Annotated in this window: 17 protein-coding genes and 1 pseudogene; 4 read left to right on the top strand and 14 right to left on the bottom strand. The window is 45.6% G+C overall.

The genetic code is table 11. The features are described 5' to 3' along the window. Window positions 1-3 precede the first annotated feature (3 nt). Window positions 4-411, bottom strand: coding sequence for a hypothetical protein (locus C2E15_RS12095; RefSeq protein ID WP_245912260.1), 408 nt, complete (start codon window positions 409-411; stop codon window positions 4-6). A gap of 29 nt (window positions 412-440) precedes the next feature. On the opposite strand from C2E15_RS12095, the pseudogene C2E15_RS12090 reads away from it, so the two are divergent. Then, window positions 441-839 (top strand): annotated as a pseudogene (locus C2E15_RS12090) (phage portal protein); the annotation flags it as partial. Between the two features lie 30 nt (window positions 840-869). On the opposite strand, the gene C2E15_RS12085 reads toward C2E15_RS12090, so the two are convergent. The 12 genes from C2E15_RS12085 to C2E15_RS12030 form a co-directional block, all read right to left on the bottom strand. After that, entirely contained in the window at window positions 870-1,169 is a 300-nt protein-coding gene (locus C2E15_RS12085; protein WP_104957585.1) for a DUF1493 family protein, read from the bottom strand. After that, window positions 1,163-1,621 carry an STM2901 family protein gene (locus C2E15_RS12080; RefSeq protein WP_104957584.1) on the bottom strand — a complete coding sequence of 153 codons (459 nt, stop codon included), beginning with the start codon at window positions 1,619-1,621 and terminating at the stop codon, window positions 1,163-1,165. The genes C2E15_RS12085 and C2E15_RS12080 overlap by 7 nt, the downstream gene beginning before the upstream one ends. A gap of 617 nt (window positions 1,622-2,238) precedes the next feature. After that, window positions 2,239-2,823 carry a hypothetical protein gene (locus C2E15_RS22055; RefSeq protein ID WP_245912258.1) on the bottom strand — a complete coding sequence of 195 codons (585 nt, stop codon included), beginning with the start codon at window positions 2,821-2,823 and terminating at the stop codon, window positions 2,239-2,241. Window positions 2,824-2,942: 119 nt separating this feature from the next. Further along, on the bottom strand, window positions 2,943-4,067 hold the full coding sequence (locus C2E15_RS22050) for a DUF7380 domain-containing protein (protein WP_245912257.1): 1,125 nt from the start codon (window positions 4,065-4,067) through the stop codon (window positions 2,943-2,945). Window positions 4,068-4,297: 230 nt separating this feature from the next. Then, complete coding sequence (locus C2E15_RS12065; protein ID WP_167391865.1) at window positions 4,298-4,738, bottom strand: DinI-like family protein; 441 nt, start codon at window positions 4,736-4,738, stop codon at window positions 4,298-4,300. Window positions 4,739-5,051: 313 nt separating this feature from the next. Continuing rightward, on the bottom strand, window positions 5,052-7,082 hold the full coding sequence (locus C2E15_RS12060; RefSeq protein ID WP_425438008.1) for a replication endonuclease: 2,031 nt from the start codon (window positions 7,080-7,082) through the stop codon (window positions 5,052-5,054). Continuing rightward, window positions 7,082-7,306, bottom strand: coding sequence for a TraR/DksA family transcriptional regulator (locus tag C2E15_RS12055; RefSeq protein WP_104957581.1), 225 nt, complete (start codon window positions 7,304-7,306; stop codon window positions 7,082-7,084). Before C2E15_RS12055 ends, C2E15_RS12060 begins: the two co-directional genes overlap by 1 nt. Further along, on the bottom strand, window positions 7,306-7,533 hold the full coding sequence (locus tag C2E15_RS12050) for a DUF2732 family protein (protein WP_104957580.1): 228 nt from the start codon (window positions 7,531-7,533) through the stop codon (window positions 7,306-7,308). The genes C2E15_RS12055 and C2E15_RS12050 overlap by 1 nt, the downstream gene beginning before the upstream one ends. Before the next feature lie 69 nt (window positions 7,534-7,602). Further along, window positions 7,603-7,929, bottom strand: a complete 327-nt coding sequence (locus C2E15_RS12045; protein ID WP_245912401.1) for a hypothetical protein — start codon at window positions 7,927-7,929, stop codon at window positions 7,603-7,605. Window positions 7,930-7,978: 49 nt separating this feature from the next. Then, window positions 7,979-8,173 carry a phage filamentation protein Fil family protein gene (locus C2E15_RS12040; protein WP_104957578.1) on the bottom strand — a complete coding sequence of 65 codons (195 nt, stop codon included), beginning with the start codon at window positions 8,171-8,173 and terminating at the stop codon, window positions 7,979-7,981. 7 nt (window positions 8,174-8,180) lie between these two features. Next, window positions 8,181-8,690 (bottom strand): phage regulatory CII family protein, encoded by a 510-nt coding sequence (locus tag C2E15_RS12035; protein WP_104957577.1) that lies wholly within the window; start codon window positions 8,688-8,690, stop codon window positions 8,181-8,183. Between the two features lie 31 nt (window positions 8,691-8,721). Next, window positions 8,722-9,123, bottom strand: a complete 402-nt coding sequence (locus C2E15_RS12030; protein WP_104957576.1) for a hypothetical protein — start codon at window positions 9,121-9,123, stop codon at window positions 8,722-8,724. A gap of 114 nt (window positions 9,124-9,237) precedes the next feature. Between C2E15_RS12030 and C2E15_RS12025 the strand changes: the two genes are divergently transcribed. Together C2E15_RS12025 and C2E15_RS12020 are read left to right on the top strand one after the other, a co-directional pair. Next, window positions 9,238-10,080 carry a phage repressor protein CI gene (locus C2E15_RS12025; protein ID WP_104957575.1) on the top strand — a complete coding sequence of 281 codons (843 nt, stop codon included), beginning with the start codon at window positions 9,238-9,240 and terminating at the stop codon, window positions 10,078-10,080. A gap of 80 nt (window positions 10,081-10,160) precedes the next feature. Next, window positions 10,161-11,090 carry a hypothetical protein gene (locus tag C2E15_RS12020; RefSeq protein WP_104957574.1) on the top strand — a complete coding sequence of 310 codons (930 nt, stop codon included), beginning with the start codon at window positions 10,161-10,163 and terminating at the stop codon, window positions 11,088-11,090. A 349-nt stretch (window positions 11,091-11,439) separates the two neighbouring features. Here the strand turns inward: C2E15_RS12020 and C2E15_RS12015 are convergent, their stop codons facing one another. Then, complete coding sequence (locus tag C2E15_RS12015) at window positions 11,440-12,534, bottom strand: phage integrase (RefSeq protein ID WP_104959165.1); 1,095 nt, start codon at window positions 12,532-12,534, stop codon at window positions 11,440-11,442. Between the two features lie 588 nt (window positions 12,535-13,122). Between C2E15_RS12015 and C2E15_RS22250 the strand changes: the two genes are divergently transcribed. After that, window positions 13,123-13,311 carry a hypothetical protein gene (locus C2E15_RS22250; RefSeq protein WP_128861314.1) on the top strand — a complete coding sequence of 63 codons (189 nt, stop codon included), beginning with the start codon at window positions 13,123-13,125 and terminating at the stop codon, window positions 13,309-13,311. Window positions 13,312-13,337: the final 26 nt, after the last annotated feature.

Genomic DNA, 13,337 nt, shown 5'->3' with positions numbered 1-13,337 from the left:
GGTTTAATCCTCCCAGCCCATTTTGCTGCGCTGCTGCGCCTGGCGGTTTCGCTGTTCGCGCGCCTGATGCTGTGCCATCAGCGCCAGCGCGTCGTCTTTGGTCATGCCCGGATGCATGTGGATATCGTACTGGTAGCTGTTCTGGCTCTGGTCGGTGTAGCCGGCCTTTGCCGCCGGCGCCACGACCGGCTGATACGGCGCGCCAGTGTCGCCCAGCAGGTACGGCAGCCCGTTCGGCGCCACGGCATCATGCTGTTCATGCTCCGGCACCTTGCCTTTCAGCCCGTCAGATTTCGTATCAATGATGCCGAGCTTTTCCAGTACCCAGCTGATGCCACCCATGAGCTGGTCAAGCTGTCCGGACGCGAATTGCAGCGCCTCCCCCAGGGCGTTACCAAACTTTTTCCCCATATCGCCGGCGGAGGCCAGCTCCGCCTGCGTCGGCGCAGAGCAGCAGCGATATCGACCGGATGCGCCAGGCGATGCGCGACACGAAAGGCCTGGGTAACTTCCGCAACCTGTTTATGTACGCGCCAAACGGCAAGCCGGACGGGATTAAGATCCTGCCGCTCAGCGAGGTAGCGACAAAGGACTATTTCTTTAACATCAAGAAGGCGAGCCGCGACGACCTCCTGAGCGCGCACCGCGTGCCGCCGCAGATGATGGGGATTATCCCGGACAACTCCGGTGGGTTCGGGGATGCGGTGAAGGCGTCACAGGTTTTCGTCAGGAACGAGCTGACGCCGCTACAGGAGCGACTGAAGGAGATAAACGACTGGATGGGGGAAGAGGTAATCGCATTCCGTCCCTATTCACTGGAAGCGAACGCAACAAACTGAAAATATAGCGCCTGCCTTTGCAGGCGTTAATTATTTACCCAGCCAGCGACCGGCCCGTGCAGACTCAACCAACAGACGAATAGTCAGCGGATCATGGGACACAGTGAAATCTTCCGGGAAATATTCGGCAAATGTAATAGTGCCGGGGTCAATACCAAACTTTTCAGCATAGCGTTCCAACAGCTCATACGCGTCAATAGGATCCATGCGAAAGTCGTTGTTCAGATCGGTGTCCAGCTCAAGCTTATAACGCCTGAACGTGAACAGACTTCTGCCGTTATAATCTTCAACCAGCGCAAATACGGCCTTTTCTGTATCCTCGCTTACCATATCCTGTCGTCCTTATTGGCAATCCGGTTGTATTTTACCGTGGCTTTCCAGCCTATTTCTGCCACATCAGCGGCCATAAGTGCCCAGCCTAAAACCGGGATTGTGCGACCGACAAACGTCCCCAGCTTGTGAGTCATTAACATTTTAATTTGAAGCGGCTTTTTGGGATTTTGTATCCACGTAGGCAATCTGAACGGAAGGCGGTAATCGCGTAACAGCTTGCGGGAATAAACCGAAGCATAAGAGGTACCTTTCCAGGCCCCGTTTAGCTTGCCGGATACGTCAATCGTATTTTGTCCCGAGTAGATCGCAGCCAGCGCGATGATATCTTTTGCACCGCTGAAATGCTCGGCAGTCACATCAATCATTATCCAGAAATAAAGCTCTCCGGCGGACAGGTTGGTAAGCCCGCCGTAAAAATAAGTCCCGTTTAACTGCTCAGTTGTATCCATATCATTCCCTTACATGGGTAACCGGATTGGTTAAAACTGTACCATATTGATTCTGACCAATGCCAGACGCCGCCTGACGCCCTCAGACGCATTTTGCGCGCCCCCCATGCTTAATCATCTCTCTGCCACCTCAAACCATTGCGCACGCCTCCGGGGGCTGACGCAGCCCACGACACACATGTTTTCCCCCTCTGCGCGCAATGCTATCCCCGCCACGCCTGCGCGCTTCATGTAATAGTTTTCATGCAAATGCAATAAACAGGGGAAAGCCCGCCAGAACTGGCGGACCGGAGGATAAACGACACTCAAACGATCATGCGGATTCATGCGGCATAGTCATGCATGCTCTAGAACCGCCTTATCGCTTTTCTTTTTATCTCACTTTCTACCATACCATGTCGGGTGCGGCTCAATTAAAAGGATTACCTACTTTCATACACGCAATGCTCACCCCGCCACGCCTGCCCGCTTTATAGGTCGGTTTTAATGCAGATGCATTTGTAGCTCCGAGCCGCACCAGCGCTGGTGCTGGCTTACATTAGTTTGCATCAAAAAACAATGCAAACTAATGAAGTAATGCACGCGTTACTAAAATCAATGTATCCAGCTATTATTGTTTATTCAGAATCGAATATGCGCTCAAAATGCGCATGCAATGGCAAAGCACATATATAAAATATTAAGAAACACGCATAGATAGTCGATGCAGAAAAGCACATGCCATCATACAAATTACCGTGAGCTAGTTTATGTCTTAAGAGCGGTCCATTTTTTCTGTTGAATAACATATCAATAGTCAAAGCAATGTCTTTCGTGAAAATCAGATCAATGTCTTCCCTACACTTATCTAATAGAATAGAAATGCTTGTTGATTCTTCTATGCCCTTATCCAGATAACGAGTGGAGTCTTTACCACTAATTTCATAGGCATGTCTTAAAATCCCTTCCATTTGAGGTATAAGAAGATAGCTAGCCCCCATATAATCACCTTGGAAAAGCCGGTAGAAACCAAGTGAAAAAATATTCGCGTGCTCGTCTTTTATGAATGGGCTATACGCAGTAAATTTAATAAAGGTATTTAATGTTATATTGTGCTCTTGAATTATAACAAACCTAGCAGGTTCAAAGGCTGCTTTTATGAAAAGATCATGAGTTATAGTGATATTTCTCATGTAATGATCAATTGCTTCATTATCAGTCATTTCATTAACATCACTTAGCGGTTTATATCTATGAATCCTGTGCCCCGCCTCATCCATGATTTCCGAAGCAAAAAACCTTGAGAATAGACTAACCTCTGAAATCCTTAATACTTCTTCCCTTATGTTTGAAATGTTTTCAATGGGGTTTCCCTGATTATATATTTGAGGATAAAAGACAACTTACGATTGGCTAAGCTATCAAGTGCATTGTTAACTTCATCGGTAATGTCTATCGACGAGCTTAAGGTGGCATAGCTGTTTAGACTCTCCTCCCGCGCGTCGACTAATTGTTTTTTTAAATCTTCAATAAGTTCTTTTTCGCCAACCTTTCTTAGTTCTGATATCGCCGTTCTAAGCCAACTTGCTTTTAGCATAGGCTCACTATGACTATTAACTACATCAATAGTGATTTTAGCGGCACTAATCCTGCATTGCTTCGCCTCATCATTTTTACTATTTTTCTCATATATGCGCGCAGCAGTTTCATAAAGATCTTTAACTGCTTCAAAGTAAGCTTTACCAGAATGGGCTTTAGCCATTGACTCTGCATTCACTGCAAATTTCAATTTATCTGTATCGCCCGAGTGCTGCATCATTACCCAGGTTAAATTGTTGAAACCCTCAAATACAAGCAGGTCATTTTGAGTTTCATAAAGAGAGGTAATAGCAGTTTTAATATGCTCATTACCCCCTGATTTCCTCGGGTAAACGCAGGATGATATAAATAATGCTCTTGCAATGTATTCCTTGATGAAAATAAATAGACTTAGACTTGAGTCATCTTTTTCTTTTTTCATTCTCTTTAAATAAGATGTTGCCTCGCCTATCATTTCAGAATAAGAATCTATCGCCTTTATTGCCATATCTTTTTTTGCTTTGTTATTTACCCATATAACATCACAAATTCTAGAAAGCAAAAAAGGATTTGTTATTCTAGTGGATAGTTCAATGATGTAGTCATTTAATTTAGAATCAAAATCTTCTGGCAACAACGATCTCTTATTCCCAAATATTGCCATGGGCTCAAATACAGAATTACCACCAACCACTTGCAAGTTAAACATAAAAAGGATGCTCAAAAATTCCGCAACCTTTTTTTCATTTACATTTATAGCTTCATCTTGAATTGTTCTTAGATATGCTGATATTTCATGTTCGTGGAAAGTTAAAGGAACCTGAGAAAATAATTTAAAATCAACTTTGTTTAATTCATCAACTGTCAGTATTAAATTTTCACCAATCATAAGAACCCCCGCTAATGTTGTAAGATAAATCAGTCTGTGTATAGCATGAGCTAGCATAACCTTTGCAATTTTTAGAAGGTAGGGTCTGAGCCTATTTTAAGTCAATTGCGTGTTCTACATCAAAAAAAGAGTCTGATATACAACCAATGCGGGCATGTATCAGTAATGTTGAAGATAATTCAATCCCGCCGACTCGAAAAGCCAGCTTTCAAATCGACGAGATTTGTTATTTAGTGCCAGCTTTCATCTTCCCACACTTCCTTAATAATTCCGTCCAGGCGTTCCCGGTCTGAGTCGCTCGGAAAGCCCTTTATCTCGACGCCAGTCATTGATCCTTTTTTGACCGTGACTTGAGAAGCAGGAAAGGTGTCTTTAACTCTGCGATTAAGCTCACTTTCAAAGGCTTCAACAAGTTGCTGCCCCATGTTTTGTGTTTTATCCAACGTGATGTGTATTCTTACTTCATTTTCTCTTTTTAATAGTTGTTTACACGGTTTGGCTGAAACAACTACTGAATAAGAATCTTTTTTTAGCAAGTTCTCATGCGCCAGTTCAGCAATTAAATTCAATGCAATTTCACGATCTCTTTCCTGACAAACACCCTCTGTTGTCAGACGTGCTATCAGCTCTACCCTTTCAAGCATAATATGCTTGCTCAGCTCTCTATCCATGCGCCCTCCCATTCGAGATACTGTATAAATAAACAGTACCATATTGTACTAAAAAATGGGAAGAAAAAAATTGGGCAGTTTCGCTAACGTATGCACATGAAATTATGCGATTTAGTTAAGAGCTTAACTTAGTAGCTGAAGCCAGTCGAGCCACTCGACCGAGTATTATTCTGGCGTTATGTCCGTGAGATGGCGCAGCCCTAAAAACTTTCCCTGTAGATGAGCCACTAAACCATTTATTGTTAAACCGACTCTTCCCCCCGGCCATCAAATGCAGAGCTTCACCCCGGCTGATGCTTATGCCAGTATTCATTTACACTTTGTCGATAGTCCTGATGATCGCGGCATGCTGGTCATCAGTTCCGTGTACAAAATGCCGCCTACCCATTTCCTTTTTCACCCTGATTCTAACCGTTAGCTTCCTTCTTTCGCTTCTGGTTAGTGGTTTTGATAAATCCAGTTCTGGGGGTTCGCTTTCGCTACCCGTACAGTTATTGACAGAACTCCGAGGGGACGCAGACGCGTCCCTAAATTCCAAACCCAAATCAACGGCGCGCTTCGGCACGATCTTCCACTGCGCCAGACGCGTCAGAATTGGCGTATCGTCACCCACAGATGCGGCGTAAACGCCTTTGATACGTACTGTCTCCTCACCGTATTCATTCCATTCATTGCCTGCCTGATACCAGGTGCGCACGGCCAACTCGTCACGGCGCACAAACGGGCCACCTTGAGCGTTAACATAGGCAGCCCAGTCACCGGCGTCAGCGGCATCATGCGCGGCGGCGAACTCCACGCTTAGGCCGTGGGCGGTTTCGCTGTCGGCCATGCGGCGCAGCTCGCGGTAAACCGTCACCGGCGCACCGCCCACAAACTGGAACTGACGGATGTGCCAGCGTGCCGCCCAGGCAGAAACAGCAGAAGCGGTTTCTTTAAGTTCTTTACCGCTTTCATCATCCAGCTCACCGTCCAGCGCGTACCCGTCGATATTCTTGGAGATGTATTTCGCCACGTAACCGGTGGCGCTGCCTTTCTCCGGATCGATCGCTTCAGCATGGAAGCGGGCCTTACGGGCTTTCTCCGTAGTCAGCTCGTTGCCGTCTTGCTGATATGCGTAATCGCGTATTATCTGACGCACCTGATCCACATCTTCCGGTCGCATAAACATCAGCATATGCCAGTGTGGCGTGGCGTCGTGATGTGGTTCAGCTACCCGGATGCCAAAGATGCGGATATCTTCACGGTGCAGCTTGGCGCGGATTTTTTGCCACACGCTGCAGAGATAACGCTGCGTATCGGCCGGGCTGGCGCCGTTCCATTTGCGGTTGCGGTATCCGGTTTTAATCGTGGCGTGATAGCGGGCCGGCGCGGTTAGCGTATAGAATTCGCCGACAAAGCCCATTTCGTTGCAGATATTTTCAAAGCCGCGAATACGAGTCATCAGCTCACAGCGGCGGATCGCCGGATTGGCAACGCTGCCGTCGTATTTTTCAATCAGGCTGATGCGGTTGCCTTCCTCGTCTTCCAGCTCCATGCCCTTGAGAAACTCGCGGGTACGACGCTTCTGTTCTCGCCATTCGATAATGGCCATTGAACTGGCATAGGGGGTGTGCTTTTTGCTGACGTTTGCCAGGGCAATCTGCAGATGTTCACGCCATGAGGCAGCAACACGGCGCAGACGTCCTTTCCACCACTTTTCGTTTTGCATCCTCATGATGGCCGGGGCAATGTCTTCCGGGCAAAACAGGCGGGAGGTAACTTTATCCCATAGCGGTGGCGTCTGATTCAGCTCACGAGTGATAGCCGCCGCGGTCATATAAATACGGTGAGTGTATTTGTAGTCTGATTCGCCACCGGCCTGACCGTGCGCTTGCGCCATTTCCGCCAGGATAAAACTGGCGATATCGCCGGCCAACAGGTCAACATCGGCACGTGCCATATCAGGCAGCCGGTTAAAACGGCGCATCAGCTCCCATAGCGTGCCGGCAGCAACCGCCGCGCCTTTATACTCTTCGGCGTTGCTGGTTAGTAGGGTGAAGGTTCCTGTGTTCATATCGCCGAGACGATATTGCGCGTTAACTTTTTCAACGCGTGGCAATGTGCGCTCAACAAAGGTTTTTGCTAAGTACGCATTGGCACGAGCTGTACCGTAAGTTTTCTCCAGTTCACTGACGCGACGTTTAACATCAAGCTGTACCAGCACGGGCTGTTTTTCCAGTAGCTCCTGCGCATGCAGCAGCGCCGCAATCAGCTGATCGCGGCGGCGGGTTTCTTCATAGGTGGGATATGGACTGGCGATGGCCTCCCGTGGCGCGTTCCACGGGTAGGCGTATTCCTGATGCATCAGAGGCCGCCGTGATAATGGCGACTTTTAAGTTCAGCCACTTCCTGACATGCAACACAACGGGTAACACCCGTTATGGCCTGGCGTCGTGCTGCCGGGATTTCTGCGTCACAGTCATCACAAAAAAACGCACTGACCAGTATCGGTCGGCGGATAACAGCTGCGATATTGCGCGCCAGCATTTCTTCAGTGTGCTGCTGTACAAGATCCATTGTGTCAGCCATCAGTGCAGCTCCCGTGATTCGTTGTCGTAACGCTCAGCTTCGCGGCGGATCAGTTCAGCGGCTTCAACACCATTCAGTCCCTGTTGGTTGATATGCGCAGCCAGTTCAGCCAGGCGTTCAGAAACAACCTGTGCGCGGCCTTTACGCTCATCCATACGTGCGTTGTTTAATAACGCCGTTATGGTTTCCACATCTTCGTTATATTTATGGGTTCCAATATTTCGCATTTATCTATCTCCAGATTTCAGGCAAAAGAATGCCCGGCGGGTTTACGCCATTAATTTCGATTGGGTTATTTATTCAGCTAAAAAGCTATCTGCTATAGAGAACTGATGCGGCAGGATACGGCCCCAGCGCGCCATTTTGTTCATTGCCACGATGATTAGTTCGCGGCGACTTTCATCGAAATATTCAAACGGTTTGCCGACTTCATCTACCTTGAATGAGCCAGGCGCATTACGGTTCGCCAGGGTCATTACGCAAAATTTGAATTCTTCGTTCTGTCGGTTGAAATAGTTCAGTGCCGGGTTGCTGTTGTTCTTTAGTAGCTGCCGCCACGTTTTCCGAAATTCGTCAAACGTCATTCTTTCGACTTTATCCACGCGCGCATGCACCAGACGAATTTCGGTAAAAGGTGCCGTTGCGTGTTTTTGTGGTACAGCGAGGGCTGCATTACTCACAGAAACCTCCGATAAAAACTTTCATGCGTTCGATAACGCTTTGAGGCCGGGTTGTCAGTTCATTCAATAGTTGCTGTTGACCGTGACATGGATGCCAGCGTTTACCGTTCTTACCTGTGATCCAGCCATGCCCGTGCGCTGGCAATTGGCTCTGACGCTTCAAAAGTGGTGCGACTGAAAAGGGCATAGTTATCTCAGCTCAGACTGATAGAAGCGCCGAGACCGCTTACAGCATCGAGCGTAGAAGCCATCGTCGGGTTAGTATGGATACGAGCATGAACGGCCATTGCCGCCAGTGTCAGGCAGCGAATACCTGAATTCACACTATCGACGAAAGCATTTTTGCGTGACTGGGTCATACGCTCGGTTGATACCGCGCCGGCAGCAACCTGACCAACAGCAGCTGTTGCATTCATCACATAAGACGCCAGCTTTTCCGCTGCCAGTTCGTTCACTGGTACAGAAGGCAAACAATGAAGCTGTGCCAACAGGCCATCGACCAGCGTCGAGTCTTCAGTGATATCTGTAAGCTGCAATACCTCAGTTAGTGTTAACTGGTGCGGCTGATCGGGATTCAGCTTGTTACGCAATACCTGTGGCTTCATCTCAACTTTGCCAGCCAGCTGGCTCAGGTTGTGGTTCTGAGCAAACTGCCGACAGGCATTATCGAGGTGAGGGTGTTTAGAGACCTGATAATCAAACATGATTCGAATCCTTGAAACTTGCAAAATCAAGTTAGCGTTTGATGTAACGACAGTTGATGGCGTGCTGCAGGTTTTTTTCACGCCATGCAGCAACGTTAACCAGCGCATTGCCGTGCTTCTCCATCACGTCAGTACGCGTCTGGCCGGTCTTTTTGCATTCCACCGTGCGTTTAACGGTACTGGTTGGAGTAGGGGCGAGAAGCACGACGCCATTAGCAATCCACTTTTCTAACACGGACTTGCTAATGCCGTTCGCTGCAGCGAAATCTTCTTTGGACATGGTGGCCGAGGTATTGAGTGCCAACGCTTTTTCAACGGCGGTGTTAACCGCCGCGCTAAGCGCAGGCATTAAGGCAGCAGCAAGGTTGGCGATTAACTCTGGTGACTGGGGTAAGTCAAAAGCGTTTCCACTGTTTGCATTTTCAGTATGCATAAAGCAGTATCTCCTTCGGGTCGTTTTGTTCTACGGTGTTTCATGTGGTGTGATACATCCTAGATCATCAAATGGCGTTTAGTAAACAACAAATGTTTATTTATTTGGTGGCTTATGGATTTTAGCGAAGGGACGGCGTTAGAAATCGTCGAGCGTCTGTCGTCTGCCTATGGGGTTACGACTCAAAAAGCTTTGGCTGAATGCCTTGGTGTGCCTGCTGCCAATGTCAGTAATTGGGTGCAGCGTGACAGCGTTCCCGGCAGCGCTTTTGTAAAATGCGCATTAGATACTGGCAGTGACCTCCACTGGCTCACAAGCGGTAAACTTGCAAATGCAAATTTAGACACTTCTCCGTCTATCCCGAAAGGCGAAGCGCTCTACAACGAGATCACTTCAAACGGTGGCAAGCCGGTTCTACGCCGCATCATGGACGCCTATGGCTTTACTCTTCAAAAACAACTTTGCGAGCTGCTGGGTATTTCATCCGGTACGGTCAGCACCTGGGTGCGTAGAAATTACTTTCCCGGTGATGTAGTCGTGACATGTGCGCTTGATACCGGCGCGTCTTTAGAGTGGCTAGCGACCGGGAAGGGCGCGCATTTGGCTGAAAGTACTAAACAAAGCACAGGAACGGCTATTCCGCGTAAGAACCTTATAGCAGGTGTGCTACAGGATGCCGGCAACTGGTCGGTTGATTTAAGCTTTATCCCTCACACTCTTAATGAACCAGTTTTTATCTCAAGTAACTCAGGGACGTGGATCGTTGACGCTAGCATATCTAGTATTAGCAATGGTCGCTGGTTGCTGGGTATCGACGATAAATACGACATTTATGATATTGCCCTTTTGCCGGGCCGTAAGATTAGTGTGGCGAGTAAGGGAACTAACTTCACTTGTGGTGCTGATGAAGTAAACCCCGCTGGGAAGGTAGTGTTAACTATGGAATATAATTATTAGATGGTAGCAGATAAATAATAGACTATTTTGTTGTCCTATGAATTAATAAATCCGTTTAATTTGAATTAAAAGGTGATTACATGAGTAAAGAAAGGGAGTTAAGGCTAAAAAGTATTAATCAATGGCCGAAGGCATTTAAATTTGACATTGAAGAAGTTTTTGAAAAAAAGGTTGAAGAGGTAGGTTTAGCAAAAGTATTTCATCCCTTCGAGTTACCAGAAAGTGATAATGTTGAATATAATAAGGTGGTTTCATTTTTACTTGATGCTTTGTATATGATTCCAAATAGATCTGATATTGCATTTGACCACGTTTGGAGGGCTCTTGAGTATATTTTTACTCATAATGGCAATGGTTCAAATATCACAAAACTTATTCAAGATACTTTGAATGTTCGGATTGAAAACGTAATTTCAAACGATAGCAACTATCGAAATGCGCTGTATATTGTATTTGAGGCTATTCCGCATCAAGTTTGTGAATATCTCCTAAAAAAAATAACTAATGAAAATAGCAGATTAGAAGATAGTAAAATTTATAAAAGATTGGTATTAAATGATGGCGATCCCAATAAAAAAATAATTAACTTGGACGCGCTAATGCATTACTTCTCAGGTAAAAATTATTCTGACAAAGATGAAAGAAGAGGCGGTGCTAACCTCTTAAAAAAAATTATCTCTGGCAACACTGTAACTCTTGGTAAACAAGAGGAAGCAGAGCCCCTCACTTTAAGCGAAAGCGAAAGGATTAGGTTAATAACGTTAGGCCTACTATATACATTTAGGAATGATAGAACTCATGCCAATGTTATTTCTCCTTTTAAAAGTAGTAAGGCATCAATGAAAACTTATGCCCATACTTGGTATTTATTTCTACTTACATATACTATTTTGATAATTATGCTAAAGAGTGATGATTCTCCAGTAAATGTGAGTGGTGATCTAAGTAGTAACGCAATAAGAAACGTTGCTTCAATGAAGGAAGTTTTTGGTAGGCACTTACGCACTTAAACATTAAATTTACAGGCATGATATTTATGATTTTAAATGAAAATCATGCCTTTAATAAGTGTTTTATAAAGCTTAAAACTGAGCCATAAGTATGTTTTTATATCAGTTATAAAGCAATAGCCTGAAATCAAATTTAAAATAATTATATGATATTAATATCTAATGTAAGAGAAAAATTAATTCAATAGCTTTAATTTACGAAAAACCATAGTAAAACGGTTAAATTTTTGTAGTCAAATTTACGCCATTTATTCACATAAATCATTGATTTTAAAAGGTTAAAATCGTATTCGGTCTTTTTTTATCCACGATTCAATATCAGCAACTTACATAAAAATCAGTAAGTTAATCAGCTTCCTGTTCTACCTGATATCCTCTCTGTTGACCCCTTGTAGTCAGTTTGTGGACGCAGCTTAACTCTTTGCAGCGGGTTTAAATAAATCGCACCTTCCAGGTGGTCTGGCGCGAAATGCACATAACGCATAGTGAACCTGATATCTGAATGGCCGGGAATACGCTGAAGCACCAGAATATTACTGCCGCCCATCATAAAGTGGCTGCTGAAGGTGTGACGTAATGCGTGGCTTATCTGACCTTCAGGCAGTTCTATTTTCGCGAGCGTTAGTACCTGGTAAAACTGCCTGTAGCATTCATCAAAAGGCATACCTTCACGTGCTAACCATTCTTCATATAACTCTTTATCGATGGGAACCGTGCGGTTCTTTTTTCCTTTGGTTTTAACAACGGTGATTTTATTCGGTGAGCGTTGTGAAGCGCGCAGACTGGCCGCCTCATTCCAGCGGCAGCCGGTGCTAAGGCAGATTTTAACGATAAGGGTAAGATTGGGGTTGGCATGACCATGACAGGTACGCATTAATCGTGTGGTTTGTTCTTCGGTGAGCCAAGCCATTTCTTTTTCTGGTACATCAAACTCACGGACATTTTTAAGCGGGTTAGGGTAGTTAACCTCACCCAACCGTTCCAGCTCATTAAAGACCGCACGCAAAAAGGCATGCTCACCGTTAACCGTACCGATCGATACCTTTAGCGACTTGGCGCTGGTCTTATAGCCATTCTCGATTTCACCACGTAAGCGGCGGACACGATAAGGCGCCCAGTCTTTAGCGGTTAGCGTTCGCGCAACCGGATCGCCAAGTCCTCGCCAGATGATGCCCAGCTTTCCCAGACGGCCTTTTTTATCACTCAACGAGCAGCCGTGCAGCTTATACCAAAGGTCAATCAACTCACTCAGCAGCCGGTTATCTTCTTTACCGCCCATCCAGGGCTTATCTTCTACCTCAGATAGCGTGAACTTTTCATAAGCTATCGCTTCACCGCGTGTATTGAAAGTTTTGCGTACGCGCATGCTGCCACGGCCGTTGAGATAAAAGTCGCATTGCCACTTACCGTTAGGTAATTTTTTGGTCCCATAAATTTTAGACATATACAGATTTTTTGCATGAAAGAACTGTATATGAAAAATTATCAATATTTTTTTGCATACTATCAAACATAAAAAAACCTGCCGGGGCAGGTTAGTATGATATCGGTAGGGTGAGGCGAGGATATCAGTGCAGCAGTCTGGCAGAGAGGGCAATGCATCATGAGGAACCTACCTTAAACAAGCGAAATAGAGATGATGTTTGCATTTTAATAATTAAACTTGCTTTTGCGGGCTAAACGTTTGCTTTATTTGGTTCACAATTATCTCAATTTGGTTTTTTCATATCTGGCATAAACAACAATACCCTAAATTTGGCAGTGTTTTATCCCCGGTGACTTTCAGGATGTGGGTGAAGGCATATGATTTTACGCACAAACGTCGTTACGAATACTGAAACCGGTCATGAAAAAATCAGTACCATTTTTTTATAAAAAAATCATCGTAATTGATAGTCGTAATAATTTCTGTGCGTGTTTAATGGGGCTTCTTATTTCAATAGCTTGTTGTAATTTTCAATGTAATCCGATGATTTTTATTTCAGGGTGATTCGTTTAATCTACTGGCCCATGCTAAATCAAGGAGCCGAACATGAAGGAATTAAGCGGAGTAGCCTGGGTCAATAAATTTCAGGATAAGACATCGACGCAAACATTAAGTTATCCATTCCGCACTAATGTTGAGCAATTTTTGTCTGCGCTGAAGCAAGCTGGAGCCAGAGTGACAATAGCAGCTACGCTCCAACCACCAGAAAGAGCTTATCTGATGCACTGGTGTTGAAAAATAAGCCGGAGGTAGTACGCGCT

The sequence above is a fragment of the Mixta gaviniae genome (assembly GCF_002953195.1).
GTDB lineage: Bacteria > Pseudomonadota > Gammaproteobacteria > Enterobacterales > Enterobacteriaceae > Mixta > Mixta gaviniae.
The sequence above is the reverse complement of the archived record's forward strand: the minus strand, read 5'-3'. Positions and strand labels throughout refer to the sequence as shown.

Coding starts and splice junctions, on each gene's coding strand:
- C2E15_RS12095 (WP_245912260.1), bottom strand. CDS start 411: ATGGGGAAAAAGTTTGGTAACGCCCTGGGGGAGGCGCTGCAATTCGCG.
- C2E15_RS12085 (WP_104957585.1), bottom strand. CDS start 1,169: ATGGTAAGCGAGGATACAGAAAAGGCCGTATTTGCGCTGGTTGAAGAT.
- C2E15_RS12080 (WP_104957584.1), bottom strand. CDS start 1,621: ATGGATACAACTGAGCAGTTAAACGGGACTTATTTTTACGGCGGGCTT.
- C2E15_RS22055 (WP_245912258.1), bottom strand. CDS start 2,823: ATGACTGATAATGAAGCAATTGATCATTACATGAGAAATATCACTATA.
- C2E15_RS22050 (WP_245912257.1), bottom strand. CDS start 4,067: ATGATTGGTGAAAATTTAATACTGACAGTTGATGAATTAAACAAAGTT.
- C2E15_RS12065 (WP_167391865.1), bottom strand. CDS start 4,738: ATGGATAGAGAGCTGAGCAAGCATATTATGCTTGAAAGGGTAGAGCTG.
- C2E15_RS12060 (WP_425438008.1), bottom strand. CDS start 7,082: ATGCATCAGGAATACGCCTACCCGTGGAACGCGCCACGGGAGGCCATC.
- C2E15_RS12055 (WP_104957581.1), bottom strand. CDS start 7,306: ATGGCTGACACAATGGATCTTGTACAGCAGCACACTGAAGAAATGCTG.
- C2E15_RS12050 (WP_104957580.1), bottom strand. CDS start 7,533: ATGCGAAATATTGGAACCCATAAATATAACGAAGATGTGGAAACCATA.
- C2E15_RS12040 (WP_104957578.1), bottom strand. CDS start 8,173: ATGCCCTTTTCAGTCGCACCACTTTTGAAGCGTCAGAGCCAATTGCCA.
- C2E15_RS12035 (WP_104957577.1), bottom strand. CDS start 8,690: ATGTTTGATTATCAGGTCTCTAAACACCCTCACCTCGATAATGCCTGT.
- C2E15_RS12030 (WP_104957576.1), bottom strand. CDS start 9,123: ATGCATACTGAAAATGCAAACAGTGGAAACGCTTTTGACTTACCCCAG.
- C2E15_RS12025 (WP_104957575.1), top strand. CDS start 9,238: ATGGATTTTAGCGAAGGGACGGCGTTAGAAATCGTCGAGCGTCTGTCG.
- C2E15_RS12020 (WP_104957574.1), top strand. CDS start 10,161: ATGAGTAAAGAAAGGGAGTTAAGGCTAAAAAGTATTAATCAATGGCCG.
- C2E15_RS12015 (WP_104959165.1), bottom strand. CDS start 12,534: ATGTCTAAAATTTATGGGACCAAAAAATTACCTAACGGTAAGTGGCAA.
- C2E15_RS22250 (WP_128861314.1), top strand. CDS start 13,123: ATGAAGGAATTAAGCGGAGTAGCCTGGGTCAATAAATTTCAGGATAAG.